The sequence below is a fragment of the Gangjinia marincola genome, from assembly GCF_039523415.1.
Classification (GTDB): Bacteria; Bacteroidota; Bacteroidia; order Flavobacteriales; family Flavobacteriaceae; genus Gangjinia; species Gangjinia marincola.
On sequence record NZ_BAAAFG010000015.1, the window covers coordinates 491,683 to 513,877 of the forward strand.

A 22,195-nucleotide genomic window follows, 5' to 3' on the forward strand; every position below is an offset into this window, starting at 1 on the left:
GAAAAGCCCTCCGTCGCAAATGCGATGGAGGGCTTTTTGTTATTTAATAAAGGGTTAAACTGAAGTTATTTCGGTGGCATCCAACAAATCCTCTTGCCTAAGCCGAAGCAAAACCTGAGCGATAGCAACCACATCGCGTTCGCAGTATTCAATGATGCGATCCAGATCGTTCTCTTTGTAAAAGACGTCTCTTACCATACTGCCATCGATATCTTCTTTAGGAGAAGGGATACCTAATACATTGGTCAGTAATTTTAATGACGTATAGTGCTTGTAATCGCCAAACTTCCAAAGCTCTAAGGTATCTAAATGGGGTACTTCCCAAGGTTTTTTACCGAAAAGATTGAGCTTGTACGGCAGTGCAATGCCGTGAATCAGCATTCGGCGTGCGATATAAGGAAAGTCGAATTCTTTTCCATTATGGGCGCATAGCAAATGTTGAGGTCGATTAAAGTGAGTTTCTAATAGATTTTTGAAGTCTTGCAGTAGACTTTTCTCTTCTCCATAAAAGGTTGTAGTTCTAAAGTTTCTAATGTCCCCTTTATTTTTAAAATAACCCACAGAAATACAAATGATCTTGCCAAACTCAGCCCAAATACCGGCACGGTCATAAAATTCTTCGGCCGTGTAATCTTCTTTTCGTTGGTATTGAGATTTATGTTCCCACAGGGCTTTTTTTTCAGGAGTTAGCGAATCAAAATTCTCATACTCTGGGACAGTCTCAATGTCTAAGAAAAGTATATGTTCTATGTTGAGTTTTGAAAGCACCGCGTTTTATTTAAGAAGGTTGGCATTTTTCATCATTGTATATCCCTCTTCAATAAAGGTATAAAAATCATTGGTAAAGGCATTATTACCGGTTTTTGTACCCCTTTGGTGACCAAGTCTAACAATGATCACATTATCTTTTGGTATAGTAATCACATACTGCCCTAATATACCGCGCATCACAAAAATATCTTTATTCATGTGATTGCTTATCCAAAAGCCGTAGCCATAGGGCTCTCCTTTAAAACGTGGTTTAGTAGCAGTAGCGACAAAAGCTGAGTCCAGGAGCTGCTTTCCATTCCAAGATCCTCCATCTTTAAACAACTTACCAAAGCGTGCAAAATCCAGTGCATTGCTAGCAATACAACAATAAGCTTTGGCTAACTCATTTTCATCATCATCTAATTGCCAGTAGGCCGAGTCGCTCATGCCCATAGGTTTCCAAAAAGATACTGACAGGTAATCAGCAAGTTTTTGACCGGTTGCTTTTTGAATAATCATTCCTAATAGCTGTGTATTTCCACTTTTATATTGAAATGCCTCACCCGGTGTTTGGGTAAATTCTTGATCCAGTATGGTTTCGGCTAAATCATCATCGTAATAAGCACGCGCTGTGATGCTAAAGGGGCTCTTGTAGCTTTCTTCCCAATTCATACCTGATGTCATCGAGGCTAAGTCGCCCACAGTAGCTTCCGCATTAGCAAATTCAGGATAGAAGTCGGTAATTTTTTGATCTAATCCTTTGATTTTACCTTGTTGTATGGCTTTTCCCATTAGTGCCGTGGTTATGCTTTTTGCCATGGAGAAACTGTTGGTATGTGAGTAGGTACCATAATCTTCCGCATATTCTTCAAACCAAATGCTGTCGTTTTTAATGATGACATAGGCAATGGTTCCCAGTTTTTGATTTACTTCTGAAAGTTCTTCGGTTACCTCAACAGAATTATAGGCTTTATGCAATGGCCATTGTTGAGGTTGACCACTGTTAATAGTATCATTCTCAAAATAGACATGATCATCAATGAAAGCTGTGGTATGACCGGTCATATATACCACACGTACTCCTTTTAAGATATAATCATAATCGGTGATGTAAAGGAGTGCAATGAGCAGAAGCAACACAGCCAGCAACCATTTAAAAAAGGATAGTATTTTTTTCAAAGGAGAGGATTTAAAAAAGAAAGATAAAAAATTGTTATCAATCAGTCGATGTACTAATCGAATAACTTAAGGCTACCTAAAATAAAGATTGCTGTGTCACCGGACTTTCATGTGCCAGCAGCCATTTCTTACGGTGGAGTCCGCCGGAATAACCCGTCAAGGACCCATCGCTCCCAATCACGCGATGACATGGAATGATGATTGAAATGGGGTTTTTGCCATTGGCTGAGGCTGCTGCACGAATTACTTTAGGGTCCCCTAATTGTTTGGCAATAGCTAAATACGAGGTTGTTTTACCAAAGGGAATATCAGCCAGTACTCTCCAGACTTTTTTCTGAAAATCTGTCCCGACGGGATTTAGGTTTAAATCAAAGAATGTTCTTTTTTGATCAAAGTATTCTTGAAGTTGATTTACAGCATCCCACAGTAGCGACGGAATTTCTTGGGGTTGAGTAAAATCGGTATCTTCAATAAAAAGTACCTCGCAAATTCCATCTTGATCTCCTTTGATTTGCAGTGCGCCTATGGGCGTATCCATCACTGCTGTTTTCATTCTTCTTTAGATTTATTATCGAAGAGTTCTTGTAATAAGCCTAGTTCTTCAGCACGTTTTTCCCAGTTTTGGCGGGCTAAGGTTTGTAAGTCTTCCACGTGATCACTTTCATCCATAATTTCCAGACCCAGTAAGGTTTCAATCACATCTTCCATCGTGACTAAACCACTGATCGTACCGTATTCATCTACCACAAGCGCGATATGATTTCGGGTTTCAACAAACTTTTCAAATAATTCTGGGATCGGAATATTGCGATTCGTGATCATAATATCACGTTTGAGCTCAGCCAGTTTCATGCCACCGTTGCCTTTAGCCATTTCTTTATACACCTCAGCCTTTAAAACATGCCCATCCAGATTATCAACGCTGCCTTTATATACGGGGATACGTGAAAAACGTAGACTTTGGTTATTCTCAAAAAATTCTCTGACCGTTTTTTCTTCAGAAGCAATTTTCATTACAGTGCGTGGCGTCATGATATCCTTCGCCTGAATTTGCTGAAAATTAAGCAGATTGTTGATGATCTTAGATTCAGATTTTTCGAATACACCTTCTTTTTCGGCTATTTGTGCCATGGCAGAGAAGTCTTCACGTGTAAGTACGCTGCCGTGTTCAGATTTACCAATGAGTTTGGTGGTGAGTTGTAAGAACCACAATATTCCCGTGTATTTAAGCGGAAATATCATGATAGTTAAGGTTTTTGATGTAAAGTTCGCCAATCCTTGCCAGTAGGTAGCGCCGATGGTCTTTGGGATAATTTCAGAAAGCACTAAAATCAAAAAGGTCATAATCGCAGAAACAATTCCTACCATATTGATTCCCCAAAGCTCTACCTTATACGGAAGCTTTTCGGCTTGAACACCCACTAATATCGCTCCAACCGTATGTGCAATGGTATTAAGTGTAAGAATCGCGATAAGTGGCTTATCGACGTCTTCTTTAAGATGTTCTAAGGTCGTTGCATAACTCTTGCCTTCTTCTTTTTTGATATTGATAAAGGTTGGGGTAACACTAAGTAGCGCTGCCTCTAGAATTGAGCATAAAAACGAAAAGAAAATAGAAATAAAAGCGTAAAAAAGAAGTAGGCTCATGAATGTTTGTTCTTACTGCTAAGGTACACAATTTACACGCGCATAAACTATTAAAGAAATGATAACACCTTTGCAGCTTCGTTATTGGCTATTGCTGAAGATACCTCACTACGTCCTTTGCAAAATAAGAAGCGATCATATTAGCTCCCGCACGCTTAACGGCGGTTATCTGTTCCATCATTACGGCATCATGATCCAGCCATCCTTTCTCTGCCGCTGCTTTGAGCATCGCATATTCACCACTTACTTGATATACGGCAACTGGTACGTCAACCACTTCTTTGATATCTCTCACGATATCTAAATAGCATAAGCCGGGTTTCACCATGACAATGTCTGCTCCTTCTTCAATATCCATCAAGGTTTCTTTAATGGCTTCATCCCGATTGGCAGGATCCATCTGATAGGTTTTTTTATCTTGTGGGATATTTTTTTGATCCACGGGAGCTGAGTCCAATGCATCTCTAAACGGTCCATAAAAGGCCGAGGCGTACTTAGCGCTATAACTCATGATCCCTACCTCCTGAAAATTTTCATTTTCAAGGGTTTGACGTATGCTTAAAATTCTGCCGTCCATCATGTCACTGGGCGCTACGATATCTGCTCCTGCTTGAGCATGAGAAACGCTCATTTTTGCTAGGATGTGATTAGTTTCATCATTGTCGATGATGCCTTCTTCAACCACGCCATCATGCCCATAGATAGAATAAGGATCAAGCGCCACATCTGTCATTACTAACATCCCTGGTGCGGCATCTTTTACGGTCTTAATTGCCTGTTGCATTAAGCCAATAGGATTAAGTGCTTCTGTGCCTGCATTGTCTTTTAACTGGTCATCAACTTTGACAAACAGCAGCACAGATTTGAGGCCTAACGACCATAATTCTTTGGCCTCATTTTTTAATAGGTCTAAACTCATGCGGTAATAATTAGGCATAGAAGGAATTTCTTCTTTCACGCTTTTTCCCTCGACCACAAACAGCGGAACAATAAAGTCATTCGGGCTAATGATCGTTTCTCGTACCAAGCTTCTAATAGCTTCATTTGTTCTTAAGCGGCGGTTTCTTCTTAATGGGAACATAAATGTCGATGTTTTATCAGTAAATTTTTAGCATTTAAACACAAAGAAAACTGAGATTTGGTTTTAGGGATTGACCCACTCTTTAGGTTCTTTTAAAGTATTAATCAGCTCTTCTTCTGCACTACCTTCTTCAGGATGATAATTGTATTTCCATTGAACGGTTGGGGGTAGGCTCATAAGAATGCTTTCAATACGCCCATTAGTTTTAAGCCCAAATAAGGTGCCTTTGTCATGCACTAAATTAAACTCTACGTATCGCCCACGGCGTATTTCTTGCCAGCGTTTATGAGAAGCCTTAAACTGAGTGTCTTTTCTTTTTTCAACAATAGGAATGTAGGCTTCTAAAAAATGATCGCCTACCTCTGTCACAAAGGCAAACCAGTCCTGCATGCTCATTTCGCTGGTTGCTTTGCAATAGTCAAAAAATAATCCGCCTACGCCACGTGCTTCATCGCGGTGCGCATTCCAGAAATATTCGTCACAACGTTTTTTATACGCGGGATAAAAAGATTTATCATGTTGATCGCAAGCAGCTTTACACACCTGATGAAAATGAGAGGCGTCTTCTTCAAATACGTAGTACGGAGTTAAATCTAATCCGCCACCAAACCATTGATCTACAATTTCCCCTTGTTTATCATACATCTCAAAGTATCTAAAATTTGCGTGAACTGTTGGTACAAACGGATTATACGGATGCATTACCAGACTAATACCACAAGCAAAAAAGTCTGCATCTTCAACCCCAAAGTAGGCTTGCATGGATTGGGGTAGTGTGCCGTGTACCGCTGAGGTATTAACACCGCCTTTTTCAAAGACATTTCCATGTTCTATGATGCGCGATCTGCCTCCGCCACCTTCGGGACGATCCCAAAAATCCTCTTGAAAAGTCGCTCTACCATCGATTTTCTCAAAGGCTTGGCAAATGGTGTTTTGTAGATGATTTATGTATGTTAAGAATTGCTCTTTCATGCCTCATATGCTTTCACCGCATCTACGAATGCTTTTGCATGATCTACGGGCACTGTTGGTAATATACCGTGCCCCAAATTGGCGATATACTTATCTTTCCCAAAGCCATCGATCATTTCTTTGACCATTTTTTGAATGTCAGGAATAGGCGAAAATAATCTGGAAGGGTCAAAATTACCTTGTAAGGTGACCTTACTACCCGTAAATTTTCTTGCTAGGTCCGGGGAACACGTCCAATCCACGCCAAGCGCTGAGACCCTGCTTTTTGCCATATCTTCTAGGGCATACCAACAGCCTTTTGCAAAAACAATGACTTCAGTTTCGTCAGCCAGCGCATCTACAATTTGATTAATGTATGGCCAGGAGAATTCCTGATAATCTACAGGAGATAACATCCCGCCCCAACTATCAAAAATTTGTACTGCATTCACGCCGTGTTTTACTTTTTCTTTTAGGTAAAGAATTGTAGTGTCTGTTATTTTTTGAAGCAGTGCATGAGCTGCTTGCGGATTAGAGAAACAAAAACGTTTTGCCTTATCAAAACTCTTAGAGCCTCTACCTTCTACCGCGTAGCATAAAATAGTCCATGGGGATCCTGCAAAACCAATCAACGGGACGTCATCATTCAACATCTCCTTGGTCATATCAATAGCATCCATCACATACCCTAAGGTTTCCTCAATATTTGGAACAATCACTTGTTCTACATCTGCCGTTGTGCGAACTGGATTAGGTAACCAAGGTCCAATCCCTTCTTTCATTTCAACATCAATATTCATGGCCTGCGGGATCACCAAAATATCTGAGAATAAGATCGCCGCATCTGGTTTTATGATACGTATAGGTTGCACCGTGATTTCTGAAGCCAATTCTGGCGTACGGCAACGTGTAAAGAAATCGTATTTACGCTTGAGCGCCATAAATTCTGGCAGATAACGTCCTGCTTGTCTCATCATCCAAACCGGCGGGCGGTTTACGCTTTCCCCTTTTAATGCTCTTAGAAATAGATCGTTTTTTATCATAATATGTTATCCTAAATTCCTGCCTAGGATTCGTTTTAATAGTATATTTCGTATTCTGGTCATTGAGCTTGTCGAAATGACCTATTTAATTTCTTTATTACCTGTACCAATACATTCTCTACGGAAGGATGATTGGCTACCACAATGTTTTTTGTGTGCTTTTCAGCTTCTTTAGAGGTGGTCGCACCAATACAAAATGCGGTTACTTCTTCTGAAAAAGTATTCTTAGACACAAAACTTTGAATGGCACTTGGGCTAAAAAAAAGAATACCGTCAAAATGACCTCTTAATTCTTCAGGAGTGAGCATAGTTTTATAAACCACAATTTCTTCAACCCTAATCTTAGCTTCCTTCAATGCATGAGGCAGCTCATCTCTACGTTGTTTTCCGCAGAAAAAGGTAAAAGCCTTATCTGCGTAGGATTCAATAAGCTTTTTAGCTAAATCTGCTGCGTTCGGGGCAATTTCAACAACATGAAATCCAATTTCTCTAGCAAAGGCAGCTGTTTTCTCACCTACGCAATAGATATGAGCATGTTGCAAGTTAATTTGGTCCCGCTTTTCTGCTATTACTTCAACAGCCTTCTGACTGGTATAAATGATGTGCTCAGTATTTTGCGGAACGTCAAAATCTATCGCTAGAGTTTCAATAAAATTTCGCTCCACATAATGAAAACCAGCATGAATGAGATGATTTTTTTGAGCTAAGGTCAATATTTTGGTGGAGAGAATGCGCATTACCCCATCTACTCTTTAATTCGTTTCATCATCTTGGCGCCCCCGTTATGTAGTAATATTTGGGCACATTCCTTACCCATATTCTTGTATTGAATTATGGGCAACTCTTTGTCGACCTTAATTTTCTCTTTGCCATTGAGCGAATGTAAAACGCCATGAAAGGAAATGATGTCATTTTCTATGGATGCAAAAGCCCCGATAGGAGCCGTGCATCCACCTTCTAAGGTGCGTAAGAAGTCACGTTCTATGTATGTGCAAATATCAGACTCATGATGATTTAAGGGAGCAAGTGCCTCTAAAATTTCTTCATCTTTTTGTAATGCAACTACCATCATGGCACCTTGCGCTGGGGCAGAAAGCATCCAATCCAATACGGTGTGATGAGAAGGTAAAACGTTTATTCGCTCTAAGCCTGCCTTGGCAAAGATGGCCCCATCCCAATCGGAATCCTTCAATTTTTGGAGTCGGGTATTTACATTCCCCCTCAAATCTGTTACCTCATGATCAGGAAAACGATGTAACCATTGTGCTTTTCGGCGTAAGCTTCCGGTAGCGATTTTGCCCTTAGTTTTTAAAAAGTCCAGATTTCCTTTATGCACTAAAATGTCTTGGGCGTTATGTCGTTTTAAAACCGCAGCTTTGACGATGCCATGCGGTAAAGCGGTAGGAACATCCTTCATGCTGTGTACCGCGATATCAACTTGACCGGTGAGCATAGCAATGTCCAGTGTTTTAGTGAATATCCCGGTTATACCTAATTCGTATAGGGGTTTATCCAGCACAATATCCCCGGTTGATTTTACCGGAACGAGTGAACATTGATGGCCTAATTCTTCCAATTGATCTTTAACCGTGTTTGCTTGCCAGAGTGCAAGTTCACTATCTCTGGTCCCTATTCTTATGACCTTTGACATGCTTAGTTGGTATGATCTAACTGAAATACTTTATGAATCAACGTCAAACTATCTTCGGCATCAGTGCTGTTTTCTTTGAGGTGATTGGCAAAGTGCGTAGTGATTTTTTGAATGATGCGAGAGCTTAAAATTTCGGCTTGATCCTGATCAAAGTTGGATATTTTTTTGCGTTGGTGATCAACTTCGGCATCTTTGATGGTCTCTAACTTTGTTTTAAGTGCTTTGATGGTTGGTGCGAATTTTCGGGAGGCCAACCATGTGTCAAAATCTGCTTTTACTTCGCTGATGATTTTCCGCGAAAGCGGAATGGCTTCTTTTCTATTCTCAATGGTTTCATCTGTCATCCTTGATAAATCATCCAGATGGACTAAGGTTACTCCGGGAATTTCTGCTACATCGTTAGCCACATTTTTTGGGATAGATAGATCCAAAATGAGTAGCTCTTTTTGGGGATATAGTAACTCTTTTGAAATGGTAGGTTGCTGCGCACCGGTTGCTACGATCAAAACATCAGACTGCCTAATTTCTGCCTGTAAATTGGCGTAATCTTTTACGGTAATATCAAATTTTCCAGCTAGTGCTTCGGCTTTATCCTTAGTACGGTTTATTAACGTAATATGCTTGTTATCGATGTGTTTTACGAGATTATCACAGGTATTACGACCGATCTTTCCAGTTCCAAAAAGTAAAATATTTTTTTCAGAGACTTCTGGAACATTTTCTAAGATGTACTTGACCGATGCAAAGCTTACCGAAGTCGCTCCTGTAGAAAGATTCGTTTCGTTTTTAATGCGTTTACTTGCCTGGATCACCGCATTGAGCAGTCGCTCCAAAAACGGATTGGTCATATGATGCTTTTTAGCTTCTTTAAAGCCTTTTTTGAGCTGACTTATAATTTCGAAATCACCCAGTATTTGACTGTCAAGCCCGGTACCTACATTGAACATGTGCTCAATAGCATCATTATTTTTGTATACGTAAGAAACCTCCTCAAACTCTTCTACTGTTCCAACGGTATTTTCACACAAAATCTTGATAAGTTGATAGGGGTGCTGCGCAAAACCGTAAATTTCAGTACGGTTACAGGTGGAAACAACTAAAGCGGCGGGAATATGTTGTTCTTTAGCTTGAAGAATGACATTGCGTTTAGCGTCTTCAGACAAGCTAAAATGACCACGAACTTCTTCGTCGGCTTTTTTGTAGCTTAATCCTATCACGTAAAAGATAGAACTACCTGCCTCTTTTCTATTCTGCATAGACTCTAACACAATTGGAATGCAAAATTAGGTGGCAAGCATCTAATTAGATAACGCTATAAGTACTAATTATAACGATAGCGGTTCGTATCGAACTAATTTAATTATTTTTGACTGAAATATCATCAAATGTCAATAAATTAGGAGGATTAAAGACTCTTATTTGGAATAATTCTAAATAATAAAGTATAGGTATGAAACAAAATATTGAAAAAAATGTCGCTAGAAGTTCAAGCGAATTGGTAAACATAGAAGATGACTTTATCATCATCACCCATAAAAATAATTCTGATTCTCTGGAAGAATTTAAGCATCAGGTAGATAGCTCTTATATTCAGTTTCATTTTTGTGCTAAGGGAAACGGAATTTTTGTTTTTAATAACGGAAACTACCGCTTGCCCTTAAGCGAACAGAAGTCATTGCTACTGTATAATCCGCAGCAGGATTTGCCTTTGCATTTACAGATTGCTGAAAACTCTTGGTTAGTTTCAATATTAGTTCACCTGAAAAAATTTCATACGCTCTTTTCCCAAGAGGCTAGCTATGTTGACTTTTTGAGCGAGGAGAATAAGAGTAAGAAGTACTATAAAGACGGTGTGATTTCTCCCTCTACGGCAGTAGTGCTTAATCAAATGCTCAATTTTAATTTACACGAATCTGTCCGTGATATTTACCTTAAAGGAAAGGCATACGAACTTATTGGATTATATTTTAATCATCCCGATGAGCCAGATGTTGAACAATGCCCTTTTTTAGCAGATGAAGAGAATGTGCGCAAAATAAAAATGGCCAAACAGCTTATTATTGAGCATATGGCAGAGCCTCCTACCTTGCAGGAACTCTCTGAGAAAATAGGATTATCTCTCAAAAAACTAAAAGAAGGATTCAAGGAAATATACGGGGATACTGTTTACGGGTTTTTAGTAGATTATAAATTAGAATACGCCCGTAGTTTATTAGAAAAAGGGCAACACAATGTGAATGAAGTGGGTTTAAAAATAGGATATAGCACATCAAGCCACTTTATTGCAGCGTTTAAAAAGAAGTTTGGAATCACACCAAAGCAGTACATGCAAACTCAAAATTAGAAAATCCTTTGGTCAAAATGACCAAAGGATTAAATAAACGATTCTGGGTGTTTGAAGATCTTATTTTTTTATAAATCTTTTGGTCATTATTATTCCTTCTTGTGATACAGCTTTGACCAAGTATATTCCCGCTTGCAGTTTGCTCACATCGACTGTATTATTTTTTGATTGCAAAATCTTTCTTCCCTGTAGACTGAAGATAGAAATTTCTGTCAATTTTTTGTTTTCAGCATTAATCGTTAGAACATCTGTTGCCGGATTAGGATAAAAAGATAATTTGAAATTTTCTTTGTTCAGGCTACTTACAGAAAGATTTCCTTGAAATTCAAAAGCTCCTGCATCAACAGTAGTATTGACGATTCTTGGATTACCAGCTAAGTCACTTGTAAATCCTGCTGGGAGCGAGGTATTATCTCCTGCGTCTATTCCCAAAGATCCTTGAACTAAATTAAGATCATTATTTGCTTCATCAACATAAGATGGGTTTCCTAAAATGTTATTAGCTAATGAAGCGGGCGGAATGTCTGCCGCACCACCAAAACTTACATCAGTTAGATTGTTATTTATAAAAACATCTGCTTCATTACCTAAATAGGTCCCGCTTAAAACAGTCATAATATTATTTGAAGCGACTGTACCGCTTAAATCTGCATTATTATCATTAATGTTATTTGCATAGGTAGTGGAAATAGTACTTGTTCCTACAGCGTCTACGCCTACCGTGGTTCTGGTTTCTCCTTGATTAGAGAGTACATTATCTACGTTGTTGTAGATCGTATTGTTAATAATATCTACATCAACTATTCCCTGTGTAGCAAGGCCCCTTACCCAAAGTGCGCTAGCACCTAAAGAATTACCACCTATGGCCTCGTTCTTCGCAAATAAATTTCCTAAAACGCGCACGTCCATCGTAGCAGTAGGATTAGGGTCTAATAATACAGCATAAATGCCTGTGCCCCACTGAGCTCTGTTATTCGTAAATACATTTCCTTCTGCGATCAATTCAGAACCTACCTTGTCAACCCAAAAGAAAATACCTGCAGCACTGGTATTAGCGTAATTATTTGTGATCAAACAATTTTTTACGGTCAGTTTCGCTGGAGCTTGAGTTTTTCTAATGGCAGCACCATTTTGTTGAGGAAGATCATTACCGTTTGCATGTCCATTTTCTATGGTGAAACCATCAATAGTGACGTCATCTCCTTGTATTAAGACTACATTATAGACATTATCTTGTCTAAATGCATTATTAGCATCAATGACTCCCGGAGTATCATCTCCGTTCTTATCGCCATCTAGAACTGTTGGATTATTTCTAAAATCACGCTGGTTTAGTGCAGTTTCTATACCATTAAATCCGCCGTAAATTTTTAGACCGATTTGAGAAGGTTGGGTAATAAAAGAAGCAAATCGTCCTGCTTGTGGAGGTACATATCTTCCTTGAGCGACCCAGATTTCATCATTTGGATTAGCATTAGTCAGTGCATCTTGTAGATCAACATACGCGTTATCCCAGCTAGTACCATTGTTGTCTCCAGTAGCAGTTTGGTCTACATAAATTTGCGCGTGCATTAAATTTGCTAGGCTTACGCCTAGCATAAAAAGTAAAGTCTTTTTCATTATAAGTGTTTTAAGAATTTACTACAATAATACAAGCAAGATGTACTGCTGTCACTGGCAAAATTGCTAAAGCAAGTTCCTGAGTTGCTAGATAGGTTGGTTTAATTGCTAAAACCTTTCTTGAATAGCTTTTAGGAACGAATCCACATTATCCTTTGCAATAGAGACGCGTTTATTATTCTCCATGAGTAAATAGCCTCCATCTACTCGTATGAATTCCTTTAAGAAATTAAGGTTGATAAGAAATGAACGATGTGATCTAAAGAAAAGAGGTTGATCTTTTAATAATTCAACGTAGTATTTAAGTGGTTTGCTTACGACAATTTCTTCATTTTTTAATAATACCGAGGTATACATTCCAGAAGCTTCAAACAAAATTATATCGTTGATCTTGACAAAAGTAATTCCCTTGGCGTGAGTAAGACCAATTTTTGAAAACTGTTGTGAATTTAGATTCTCTTTAAGTTGTTCTAATTTTTTTGATACTTGAGTGGTGTGCAATTTGCTTTTTACACGTTGAACGACTTCTATGACCTGCTGTGGTCGCAAAGGCTTTAACAGGTAGCTAATAGCACTAAGCTGAAATGCTTTTAACGCATATTCATTGTAAGCAGTGGTAAAAATTAAATCAAAGGATATGTCTTCTGGACTTAAGAAATCAAGTAATTCTAATCCTGAATGCTCCGGCATTTCAATATCAAGAAATACGAGTTCTGGCTTATATTTTTTAATAAGCCTAATGCCTTGTAATAAATCTTCGGCTTCATATTGTTGTTTGATATCAGGGCAATCATCTTTTAGGATGGTGCTTAATAATAAACGCGCTTTTGGTTCATCATCTATAATAACGGCTGTCATACATTAATTTCTTTACGCTGTTTTGGGATTGTGATTTTTACTTTTGTTCCCATTGCTTCTTCCCTATCATTGAATAAATCAATTATTCGAACATTAATCTGCTCTTTTTTTTCAAAATTCATCAGGGTTACTCGATTTGCATTTGCTTTTGTGGCAAAAGACTTGTGATTTGATTTTTTTCGATTGTTAAGTTCGTTCGCTTTTTTTCTGCCAATGCCATTGTCTAAAATGACACATATAAGATAATCGGTTTGATTTTTAAATTCTATATGTAGCTTACGTTGACCTCTTTTATGCAATAAACCATGTTTTATGGAATTTTCTACATAAGGTTGAAGAAGCATTGCAGGTATTTCTATGAGCTCTTGATGAATGTTTTGATCTACTTCAATTCTGTATTCTAACTGATCTTCAAAGCGTAATTTTTCTAGCTCAAGATACATCTTAAGACTATCTATCTCTTCGGCTAATGTTATGTATTCTTTGTTACTGTGCTCTAAATATTTGCGCATTAGGTCGGCAAACTTACCTAAGTAATCACTTGCAAGGTGTTTTTCATTTAAAATGATATACTCCTGTATCGAATTGAGCGCATTAAATACAAAATGCGGATTCATTTGAGATCGTAAATTTTCTAATTTAAGCAGGATCATTTGCTTGTCCTGTTCTAGTTGATTAAGCTCTCTTTGTTTTGCGATAGCTTTGCGCTTTATAATATACCGGGCTATCCCTAAAATAATTGAAATCACTACAGTTGAACACCAAAGTAAAAACCACCATGTTTTCCAAATGGCCTGTTCAATTGAAAAGTAGATTGTTTTTATAGGGGACTCAGCTTTGGTTAGTCGATCGACTGCCTTTAATTTTAGTTGATATTTTCCGGCACCAAGACTATTAAAAACCAGATTATTATTCCCTAAATCCAAGGTGGACCAGCCTACACTATCGTTTTGTTTTAATTTAAATGCATATTGAATATGGTCATTTGCTCTAAAAACATTAGATCGAAACTTCATACCTATTTTGGTTTCTTTAAAGCTCAGTTTTAACGTATCTGACACCTCTCTTGAATTATCATTGATTGTTAAGCTTTCTATCAAAATTTCAGGTAAGTATTGCTTGGTCCCTAAAGTTTGTTTGTTAAGACTAAATATACCTGCGGTGGTAGAAAATAAGACGGTATCATCATAAATCAGTGCATCAGTTATTTTATTTGTAGGGATACCATTGAAGGATGTATAGGATTGTAACTCATCCTTGTGAGTGTTATAAAATTGAACTCCTTTATCTGATGCTATCCAAAGGCTATTTTTATCTGTTTTTAGGGCAGCTATTTTGAATGACAAAAGCCCCTTGTCATGATCTATAAGCGTCGTACTTTCATTTTGATCGATATGTATAACTCCTAAATCAAAGGAGGCCAACCAGGTTTGACCATGGGTAGCATGAGTAATATGATTAACACTAAGTGCTTCATTATTATATTTTATTTCTGATGGTAGCCAGGTACGATCATATCGTATCAATTGATCTACGTTACCGACCCAAGCTGTAGTATTAAAAGTATTAAAACTGCTTGCATAAGATCGTTTAGGTGACTGAAGAACTATCTTATGGCTATTAAAATCTTTGTCAAACTCAACCAAACCACTACTCCCTGCCGAAGCATAAATAAGTCTATTATTATCGACTAGATCAATACTCTTTCCGGCAACAACATTAAAATTACCTATTTTGCTTAGACCTTTTAAGGAATGGATAGAACCACCTCGATCAGCAAGCACGTATATTACTCCTTTTTCATTGTGAACAACTAAGTCTTTGATGGCTCCTTTGTTTAAAAGGGCTTGAGAAATGATCTTTTGTGATTTTCGATTGAAGCCATATATATTCCCATCACGTGTGCCAAAGAAGAGAACACTATCATTTTCTTTTTCTAAGACTGTAATATTGTGATTTACTCCGGTAAGTGTACATATATTTGGATTAGGGACTAAGAAAAGTCCTTCGGTGAGTGTTGATATCCAATAATGATCTTGCAGATCTTTCTCAATATCACTGATATGAAAATCTTTAAACCATCGATCATTTACGATCACATTGTCCTTATCTATAGCTAAACTAAAAACACCCTTTTCGCTGCACAACCATAACTCGTTATTAATGATACTGAACTTCTGAACTCTGGTATACCTTAAAACCTCTGGTAGTTTTAGTTCGATTAGTGTTTTGCGCTCTAAATTATATCTATAAAGTTTATTGGTTTTATTTTTCTTTAAATATAATAATGTTCCTTGATAAGAATACCATGCACTCTTAACAAGGTTGTTTCTAAGAAACGCGTTATCCGTTGATAGCGCTTTTCCTGAAAGCAGATCAATGAGCTTATCATCAATGGATGTGATCAACATATCTCCATGAAGCGCAGGCTCAGCAATTTCTCTTCTTCCATCGATAGAAACGATACGCGCAAAATTTTTGGTCTTGATGTCAATTTGGAAGATTTCATCCAGCCCAAAAAGAAAGAGTTTGTTATCACTAACCACTAATTTAGGCAGATAACCTTTTAGCTCCTTTTGAAGATCTTTAAATATGATCAGTTCATCATTCTCTACATAAAATATTTGACCAGAAATATTCAGACACCAGATCCTACCTTGTTGATCTTCATTTAAGTCAAAGATAGAAAATCCGCGTTTTTCTTTATTTGTATATTCAATAAATGTCGTTCCATCATACCTAAATAATCCTTTATCTGCTGCAAACCATCGGTTTCCTTTTTGATCTACCAGTAAATCATAAAATTCGATATCTGGAACCTGATCACGATCACCAAGCTTAAGATAAGCAGGGTGCTGCGCAATGCATAGAGAGGAGATAAAAAGAAATAAAATCGACACCCGCATAAACACAAATATAAAATTATGACTATAGAAGCATGAGAATAATTGCTAAAGGATATTGTTTGATTGCTAAGACTTATGATCACCTTGCTAAAGCATTTAAATTTTAAACTTAAGGCTTTGGGTTCCTTCACATAATTTTAAGGTGTATCTATAGGGTAATTCGTATTTTTGGATGCTACTGAAAAAGAATACGCTACATGAGAAATAAAGGTGTTTTGATGGTCAATCTGGGCTCTCCAGATAGTACCGACCCTAAAGACGTTAAAAAATATTTGGGTGAATTTTTAATGGACGAACGCGTAATTGATGTGCCTAAATGGGCGCGTACACTACTCGTAAAAGGAATCATTCTAAATACCCGGCCAAAGCAAAGTGCCAAGGCCTATAAAAAAATTTGGTGGGAAGAAGGATCACCGCTTATTGTACTTTCTGAACGTCTACGAGAGAAAGTAGATGAAATGACAGGCGTACCCGTTGAGGTAGCTATGCGTTATGGTAGCGGAACTATAAAAGAAGGACTTCAAAAATTACACGATCAGGGAGTAAACGAGGTATTTTTAATTCCGCTTTATCCACAATTCGCCATGGCTACTACAGAGACTATCTTAGTACTTGCCGAAGAGTTACGTAGAGAACACTTTCCTGATATGAGTTTCACGACCATGCCGCCTTTTTATAATCATCCTGACTATATAAGGGTATTGGCAGAGAGCATTAAAGAAAAACTGTATCATGTGGACTATGAACATCTGTTATTTAGTTACCATGGAGTTCCAGAGCGCCACATTAGAAAAAGTGACATTACTAAATCTCACTGCAAAATAGATGGATCTTGCTGTAAATCACCCTCGCCGGCGCATCAGTATTGCTATCGTCATCAATGTTTTGAAACTACTCGATTGGTCGCGCAATACCTTGAACTTAAAGAAGATACCTATTCAACGTCCTTTCAATCCAGACTAGGCTTTGATCCGTGGTTGCAACCTTATACAGACAGAACCATTGAAAAAATGGGTAAAAAGGGGATCAAAAATATGACCATTGTAACACCCGCCTTTGTGAGTGATTGTTTAGAAACGCTAGAAGAAATTGCGATGGAAGGTGAAGAAATCTTTCACGAAGTGGGAGGTAAAGAATTTACCACCATACCTTGTTTAAATGATCGCCAAGATTGGGTAAAAGTACTTTCGCGCTGGATTGATGAGTGGGCGATCGTAGACACAAAAACCGCCATTGCTTAATGGCAAGTAAATCCAAACAGCTGGGCACAGCGCCTATTTCTAAACTTCTTATTCAGCAGGCAGTACCTGCCTCCATTGGTATACTGGTCATGTCGCTAAATATGATTGTGGATACCATTTTTGTAGGGAGATGGATAGGTCCCTTGGCCATTTCTGCCATTACCGTTGTAATACCCATCACCTTTTTTATTGGAGCAATTGGATTAGCCTTCGGGATAGGGGGAAGCTCTGTACTATCTAGAGCTTTGGGTTCTGGCGATAATGATAAAGCGTTGCGCGTTTTTGGGAATCAAATCACGCTAACGCTCTTAATTTCTGGAGCACTTGCCCTAATAGGATTAGTATTTCAGGATAGGTTGATTGAATTCTTTGGCGCAGACAAATCTTTTAAAGACTTGGCGTTGACATATTATCGCATTGTTCTCTATGGGATTGTGATGCTGGCGATGTGCATGATGGGAAATAATGTCATAAGAGCAGAAGGTAAGCCTAAGTTTGCCATGTATGCGATGATCATCCCAGCCATAGGTAACATTTTCATGGACTATTTGCTCATCCATGTATTTGATTTTGGGATGGAAGGAGCAGCATGGGCTACGTTTACTTCTTATGCGCTTTGTTTCGCCTTTATTCTCTGGTTTTTTGTGTTTAAAAGTGAGTTGCGTCTTTCTGTGGAATGCTTCAAACTCAAGAAAAAAATTGTTTCAGAAATTAATAGCCTCAGTGCTGTCACCTTAGCCAGACAAGGCGTAATTAGCGTGCTTACTATTTTACTAAATAACGTGTTGATCACCTATGGAGACGCAATGGATGTCGCCAGTTACGGTATTATCAATCGCATGTTGATGTTTGCCTTATTCCCGGTGATTGGAGTAAACCAAGGTTTTATGCCTATCGCGGGATATAATTATGGAGCAGACAAGTTTCAGCGGGTTAGAAAAGCGATTAACACCTCTATCATTTATTCCGGGATATTGGCCTTGATCATTTTTGCGGTGATTATGCTGTTTCCAGAACCTATTGTAGAAATTTTCATCAGCAATCGCGATTCTTCCGCAGAAAATTTGGCCAATAATAAAGAATTATTGGCACGAACGCCAAATGCATTACGCTGGGTATTTGCTGCTACTCCGGTAATTGTGATACAATTAATTGGCGCATCGTATTTTCAGGCGACAGGTAAGGCGATTCCCGCATTACTGCTTAGTCTCACTAAGCAAGGCTTCTTCTTAATTCCGTTGATTTTGATTTTACCCCGTTTTTTAGGCGTGTTTGGAGTTTGGATATCATTTCCTATTGCCGACGTGCTTTCTACAGTGGTCACAGGATATTACTTACGTAGGGCAGTAAAACGAGAACTAGTATCAGAATCATCATAAACTTATGGATTCCTTAACTCAAATCGTGTTAGGAGCTGCGGTTGGTGAAGCGGTGTTAGGTCATAAAATTGGCAATAAAGCATTGTTATATGGCGCTATTGCAGGGACGATCCCAGATTTAGACGTGGCTGCAAACTATTTTACAGATAAAATCACTGCCACAGAAATCCATCGTGGATTTAGTCATTCCATTTTTTTCTCCATCCTCATGGCACCGGCATTAGGTTGGCTTACGTCAAAACTAGAACGTAAGCAGCACTTATTATGGAAGCCTTGGGCGTGGTTATTTTTTTGGGGATTATTCACCCATCCCTTACTAGATGCTTTTACCACCTGGGGAACGCAACTTTTTTGGCCGTTAGATACACGTATAGCCATCAACAGTATTTTTGTGATCGACCCCTTGTACACACTACCTTTTTTATGTTGTGTAATGGTGGTTTTATTCAAGAAAAAAGGTTCGCTTTCGCGGAAAAAAACGAACTGGCTTGGGATTTACTTATCCACAGGATACCTGCTGCTAACAGTTATATTAAAGTATATCACGTATCAAAAGTTTGAAGCTGCGTTACAAGAGCAGCAAATTGCCTACACCCGAATATTAACAAGACCTTCAGCTTTCAATACGATCCTATGGAACGCAAATGTAGAAACTGAAGACGCTTATTTGCTGGGGGAATATTCTTTTTTTGACACTAGGCCTATCACTTTTACACGCTTTAAGAAGCAGAGAAATGCTTCCGAAGAAATTCGCCAAGAAAAGAACGTTCAGCGGTTGATTTATATTGCCCAAGGCTGGTATTTGATGGAACAAATAGAAGGTGTTTGGTTTTTCTATGACTTACGATTTGGACTAATGCCCATCAATGAAACCGAAGAGGTTTTTGTATTTGCCTACGAATTGACCCAAAGAGATGGTGAATTCACCGCCAAAGAAAATCGTAAAACTCCAGAAAGTGCACAGTTTCTATTGAATAAACTATGGGGTAGATTAAAAGGCAATTAAAAACCCGACTGGTCCTACACCAGTCGGGTTTACACTAAGCGTCAATACGAATTATGAAAAAAATTACTTTTTAATAAAACGCTTAGTTTGAATACCCCCATCTAAAGAAGTTACCTTGATAAGATAAATTCCGCTAGATAGGTTTGCAACATTGACCGTAGGTTGAGTCGAGGCAGTTACTTTTTGTCCTTGTAGATTATATACTTCAGCAGAGTTGAATTGCGCATCTGCACCCATCTCAACATTAAGCATGTCTTGTACTGGATTAGGATATAATCCAAAGGATATGGTGTTGGTATTAAAGTCTTTAGAGTTTAGCACATCATTTCCTTGAATGACCCATTTTACAGCGTTGATCATAATTTGTGCTCCATCTGTAGTTTCATCCCAAAAATCAGCTCTTTCAATATCTGAAGGAGGAAAGAAATTTAAAAATACTTGTCTAACTTCTTGTGGGCCGACATCATCTGCTTTTACAATTAGTGGGTTACCGTTACTCCATTCTGCTACAACAGTGGCATTTGCGCTTAACGTACCGTTGATGTCATGATAAGAATTAGATCCGCCGTCAAAAGAATTTACATTAGCCATAATTGGATCGCCTGGCAAATTTACTGTACCCAGGGTATGTTGTGAACCACTGTTAAATGAAGTTGCATCATATAAATTGTATTGTGACCAACCTCCATCTGGAGAAATATGCCCGGAGAAAGCAGCATTAAGAACACCCTTACCCCCTTCAATATAATCTGCTAGAATATCACCAAAGGCTGTTGCATCCTGAATCCCACCATCAGTATAAAAAAGAATGGTTTTATATTCATTCAATTCAGCAAGTGTGGGTATATTATTATTAAGGTCGAAAAATACATCGGCATCAAGTTCCCCTGTACTTTCCAATTTTTCCACCACATCCTCGGCCCAGTCATTATTAGAGGAAGATTCTATAACTAGTACATCTTTATTGCCAAGACCTGGATCACTTCCAAAAATGATCCATTTAACCGCATTGACCATCATTTGTGCGCCATCTGTTGAAGAATCCCAAAAATCATTTCGCGCATCAGAGGATGGAGGATAGAAATTTAAAAATACTCGTCTAACGTTTTGTGGGCCAACATTTGAAGCTTTAACAATTAGAGGTGTATTGTCACCATCGTTATATTCCGCAACCACTGTGGCATTTGCACTCAATGTCCCATCGGTATTTCTATAGGTACCTGTGAACGAATTAAGATTTTCAACTAAATCATCATCAGATAAGAGAATATTTCCAAGATCTGCATCATCACTTTGTTGATTTGAAGCACTATACAGCTCATATTGGCTCCAATTTCCCGCAATGGGGACATTTGCTGTAAAAGTTGCATCCAAAACACCTTTTCCTCCTTCTATGTATTGAGCTAATACATTGCCAAGTGCTGCTGGATCGGCTGGAGATGCGTCGGTAAAAACATATATCGTTTTATATTCATTAAGTTCAGCTAAAGTTGGCGTACCGCTACCAGAATTAAAAAATTCTGCATCTAGTTCACCTGTGCTTTCTAATTTAGCTACAACATCATCTCCCCATGCAGCAGTACCTGGAGAAGCTACTACTAAAATATCTTTATTACCAAGCGGATTAGATATGTTTGACTGCTCATCCATATATACCAAAACATTGACTCTAAAATTTACAGCATCTGCGTTAGGAGTATGAAAGTTAGCGTTGGTCATACCACCCACCATTAGATGCCCTGCACCAAAAGATTTTTCGGCTAGAATAACTTTAGAGGCATTACCCGTAGTAACAAGTATAGGATTTAAACCTGTGCCCGTTACCGATGCATGAGAAAAGCTGTTTCCTGTAAACGTTGTTACCGTTACTGCATTAGGGCCCTGTGAAGTAGGATGATTCGTATCAACCACATCAACCGATGGCTCATTACCATTATCTACAATTGTAGTTGAGTCAAAACCTGCGGTAACGTCAACATCTTGGTTAGTAGCAGAATTAATCAATAAACTCCCACCGCTGTTTACCCAGGCTTCAATGGCGGCTTGATTACCCGCCAAAAATGTATTTAACGCATTCGTATTAGTGTCACCACCTTCCATATAGACAGAAGAGGTCGCTGAAGAAAAAATAACTGCAGCATCTGCGCTTTCATAAAAAGCAGTCGTCCAGTTACCGGCCCCAAAGGCTAGGTCCATGGCATCAGAATTGGAAGTATTCCCCCAAGGTTGACCCGCAGAGGAGTACATGTAATAGATATTATTAGTGGCAGATTTAGCTACGACAGAATTTTGATCAGGCATATTAGCTGGCTGATCACCACAATTTTCTGAGTTGTAGTTGGTAGAATTACATTGTGCACCGGCATTCATGCCTATCATTACTAATCCAAATAGCAACAGTGCACGTTGCGCTATTTTTTGAATGAAAGGAGGTTGAGGTAAAAGTGTTTTCATAAATAAATTGTTAAATTATAGAACAAATCTATATTTATGAATGTTTAAAACGCTTGCCACCTGCTGAATTCGAGATGCTATCTTC

General features: G+C 38.4%; 18 protein-coding genes. 4 read left to right on the forward strand and 14 right to left on the reverse strand.

The features are described 5' to 3' along the window. Positions 1-54 precede the first annotated feature (54 nt). From ABD000_RS10045 to hemA, 10 genes are all read right to left on the reverse strand, one after another. Positions 55-768, reverse strand: a complete 714-nt coding sequence (locus tag ABD000_RS10045) for a 3'-5' exonuclease (protein ID WP_343766808.1) — start codon at positions 766-768, stop codon at positions 55-57. A gap of 6 nt (positions 769-774) precedes the next feature. Next, positions 775-1,929: a serine hydrolase domain-containing protein gene (locus tag ABD000_RS10050; protein ID WP_343766811.1), complete on the reverse strand. Its 1,155-nt coding sequence runs from the start codon at positions 1,927-1,929 to the stop codon at positions 775-777. A 76-nt stretch (positions 1,930-2,005) separates the two neighbouring features. Further along, positions 2,006-2,482 carry a methylated-DNA--[protein]-cysteine S-methyltransferase gene (locus tag ABD000_RS10055; RefSeq protein WP_343766815.1) on the reverse strand — a complete coding sequence of 159 codons (477 nt, stop codon included), beginning with the start codon at positions 2,480-2,482 and terminating at the stop codon, positions 2,006-2,008. Beyond that, the gene (locus ABD000_RS10060; protein ID WP_343766818.1) at positions 2,479-3,576 is read right to left on the reverse strand and encodes a CNNM domain-containing protein; all 1,098 of its coding nucleotides are present in this window, start codon (positions 3,574-3,576) and stop codon (positions 2,479-2,481) included. The genes ABD000_RS10055 and ABD000_RS10060 overlap by 4 nt, the downstream gene beginning before the upstream one ends. 88 nt (positions 3,577-3,664) lie before the next feature. Beyond that, entirely contained in the window at positions 3,665-4,657 is a 993-nt protein-coding gene (hemB, locus tag ABD000_RS10065) for a porphobilinogen synthase (protein WP_343766819.1), read from the reverse strand. A gap of 63 nt (positions 4,658-4,720) precedes the next feature. After that, complete coding sequence (hemF, locus tag ABD000_RS10070) at positions 4,721-5,629, reverse strand: oxygen-dependent coproporphyrinogen oxidase (RefSeq protein ID WP_343766823.1); 909 nt, start codon at positions 5,627-5,629, stop codon at positions 4,721-4,723. Then, positions 5,626-6,651 carry a uroporphyrinogen decarboxylase gene (gene hemE / locus ABD000_RS10075; RefSeq protein ID WP_343766825.1) on the reverse strand — a complete coding sequence of 342 codons (1,026 nt, stop codon included), beginning with the start codon at positions 6,649-6,651 and terminating at the stop codon, positions 5,626-5,628. Before hemE ends, hemF begins: the two co-directional genes overlap by 4 nt. A 59-nt stretch (positions 6,652-6,710) precedes the next feature. Next, entirely contained in the window at positions 6,711-7,388 is a 678-nt protein-coding gene (locus tag ABD000_RS10080) for a uroporphyrinogen-III synthase (protein ID WP_343766832.1), read from the reverse strand. Between the two features lie 8 nt (positions 7,389-7,396). After that, complete coding sequence (gene hemC, locus ABD000_RS10085; RefSeq protein WP_343766834.1) at positions 7,397-8,302, reverse strand: hydroxymethylbilane synthase; 906 nt, start codon at positions 8,300-8,302, stop codon at positions 7,397-7,399. Positions 8,303-8,304: 2 nt separating this feature from the next. After that, positions 8,305-9,558, reverse strand: coding sequence for a glutamyl-tRNA reductase (gene hemA / locus ABD000_RS10090; RefSeq protein WP_343766836.1), 1,254 nt, complete (start codon positions 9,556-9,558; stop codon positions 8,305-8,307). A gap of 194 nt (positions 9,559-9,752) precedes the next feature. Between hemA and ABD000_RS10095 the strand changes: the two genes are divergently transcribed. Then, positions 9,753-10,646 carry an AraC family transcriptional regulator gene (locus ABD000_RS10095; protein ID WP_343766839.1) on the forward strand — a complete coding sequence of 298 codons (894 nt, stop codon included), beginning with the start codon at positions 9,753-9,755 and terminating at the stop codon, positions 10,644-10,646. Positions 10,647-10,706: 60 nt separating this feature from the next. Here the strand turns inward: ABD000_RS10095 and ABD000_RS10100 are convergent, their stop codons facing one another. The 3 genes from ABD000_RS10100 to ABD000_RS10110 all read right to left on the reverse strand — a co-directional run bounded on the left by ABD000_RS10100 (position 10,707) and on the right by ABD000_RS10110 (position 16,030). Beyond that, a complete protein-coding gene (locus ABD000_RS10100; RefSeq protein ID WP_343766842.1) occupies positions 10,707-12,266 on the reverse strand; it encodes a T9SS type A sorting domain-containing protein in 1,560 nt (519 codons plus the stop codon). 108 nt (positions 12,267-12,374) lie between these two features. Next, positions 12,375-13,124 (reverse strand): LytR/AlgR family response regulator transcription factor, encoded by a 750-nt coding sequence (locus ABD000_RS10105; RefSeq protein WP_343766844.1) that lies wholly within the window; start codon positions 13,122-13,124, stop codon positions 12,375-12,377. Further along, complete coding sequence (locus ABD000_RS10110) at positions 13,121-16,030, reverse strand: sensor histidine kinase (protein ID WP_343766848.1); 2,910 nt, start codon at positions 16,028-16,030, stop codon at positions 13,121-13,123. Before ABD000_RS10110 ends, ABD000_RS10105 begins: the two co-directional genes overlap by 4 nt. A gap of 197 nt (positions 16,031-16,227) precedes the next feature. Between ABD000_RS10110 and hemH the strand changes: the two genes are divergently transcribed. Genes hemH through ABD000_RS10125 form a run of 3 tightly spaced genes read left to right on the forward strand, consistent with a single transcriptional unit; the run spans position 16,228 to position 19,656 of the window. After that, positions 16,228-17,271 carry a ferrochelatase gene (gene hemH / locus ABD000_RS10115; RefSeq protein WP_343766850.1) on the forward strand — a complete coding sequence of 348 codons (1,044 nt, stop codon included), beginning with the start codon at positions 16,228-16,230 and terminating at the stop codon, positions 17,269-17,271. Next, a complete protein-coding gene (locus ABD000_RS10120) occupies positions 17,271-18,650 on the forward strand; it encodes an MATE family efflux transporter (protein ID WP_343766853.1) in 1,380 nt (459 codons plus the stop codon). Before hemH ends, ABD000_RS10120 begins: the two co-directional genes overlap by 1 nt. A 4-nt stretch (positions 18,651-18,654) precedes the next feature. Beyond that, on the forward strand, positions 18,655-19,656 hold the full coding sequence (locus tag ABD000_RS10125) for a metal-dependent hydrolase (protein WP_343766856.1): 1,002 nt from the start codon (positions 18,655-18,657) through the stop codon (positions 19,654-19,656). Positions 19,657-19,719: 63 nt separating this feature from the next. On the opposite strand, the gene ABD000_RS10130 is transcribed toward ABD000_RS10125, so the two are convergent. Further along, positions 19,720-22,110: a T9SS type A sorting domain-containing protein gene (locus ABD000_RS10130; protein ID WP_343766859.1), complete on the reverse strand. Its 2,391-nt coding sequence runs from the start codon at positions 22,108-22,110 to the stop codon at positions 19,720-19,722. Positions 22,111-22,195: the final 85 nt, after the last annotated feature.

What these genes read in the sequence shown, in the direction of transcription:
- hemF (WP_343766823.1), bottom strand. Translation starts at nt 5,629, where the DNA reads ATGAAAGAGCAATTCTTAACATACATAAATCATCTACAAAACACCATT.
- hemA (WP_343766836.1), bottom strand. Translation starts at nt 9,558, where the DNA reads ATGCAGAATAGAAAAGAGGCAGGTAGTTCTATCTTTTACGTGATAGGA.
- ABD000_RS10130 (WP_343766859.1), bottom strand. Translation starts at nt 22,110, where the DNA reads ATGAAAACACTTTTACCTCAACCTCCTTTCATTCAAAAAATAGCGCAA.
- ABD000_RS10100 (WP_343766842.1), bottom strand. Translation starts at nt 12,266, where the DNA reads ATGAAAAAGACTTTACTTTTTATGCTAGGCGTAAGCCTAGCAAATTTA.
- hemE (WP_343766825.1), bottom strand. Translation starts at nt 6,651, where the DNA reads ATGATAAAAAACGATCTATTTCTAAGAGCATTAAAAGGGGAAAGCGTA.
- ABD000_RS10120 (WP_343766853.1), top strand. Translation starts at nt 17,271, where the DNA reads ATGGCAAGTAAATCCAAACAGCTGGGCACAGCGCCTATTTCTAAACTT.
- ABD000_RS10080 (WP_343766832.1), bottom strand. Translation starts at nt 7,388, where the DNA reads ATGCGCATTCTCTCCACCAAAATATTGACCTTAGCTCAAAAAAATCAT.
- ABD000_RS10060 (WP_343766818.1), bottom strand. Translation starts at nt 3,576, where the DNA reads ATGAGCCTACTTCTTTTTTACGCTTTTATTTCTATTTTCTTTTCGTTT.
- ABD000_RS10110 (WP_343766848.1), bottom strand. Translation starts at nt 16,030, where the DNA reads ATGCGGGTGTCGATTTTATTTCTTTTTATCTCCTCTCTATGCATTGCG.
- hemC (WP_343766834.1), bottom strand. Translation starts at nt 8,302, where the DNA reads ATGTCAAAGGTCATAAGAATAGGGACCAGAGATAGTGAACTTGCACTC.
- ABD000_RS10095 (WP_343766839.1), top strand. Translation starts at nt 9,753, where the DNA reads ATGAAACAAAATATTGAAAAAAATGTCGCTAGAAGTTCAAGCGAATTG.
- ABD000_RS10105 (WP_343766844.1), bottom strand. Translation starts at nt 13,124, where the DNA reads ATGACAGCCGTTATTATAGATGATGAACCAAAAGCGCGTTTATTATTA.
- ABD000_RS10055 (WP_343766815.1), bottom strand. Translation starts at nt 2,482, where the DNA reads ATGAAAACAGCAGTGATGGATACGCCCATAGGCGCACTGCAAATCAAA.
- hemB (WP_343766819.1), bottom strand. Translation starts at nt 4,657, where the DNA reads ATGTTCCCATTAAGAAGAAACCGCCGCTTAAGAACAAATGAAGCTATT.
- ABD000_RS10125 (WP_343766856.1), top strand. Translation starts at nt 18,655, where the DNA reads ATGGATTCCTTAACTCAAATCGTGTTAGGAGCTGCGGTTGGTGAAGCG.
- hemH (WP_343766850.1), top strand. Translation starts at nt 16,228, where the DNA reads ATGAGAAATAAAGGTGTTTTGATGGTCAATCTGGGCTCTCCAGATAGT.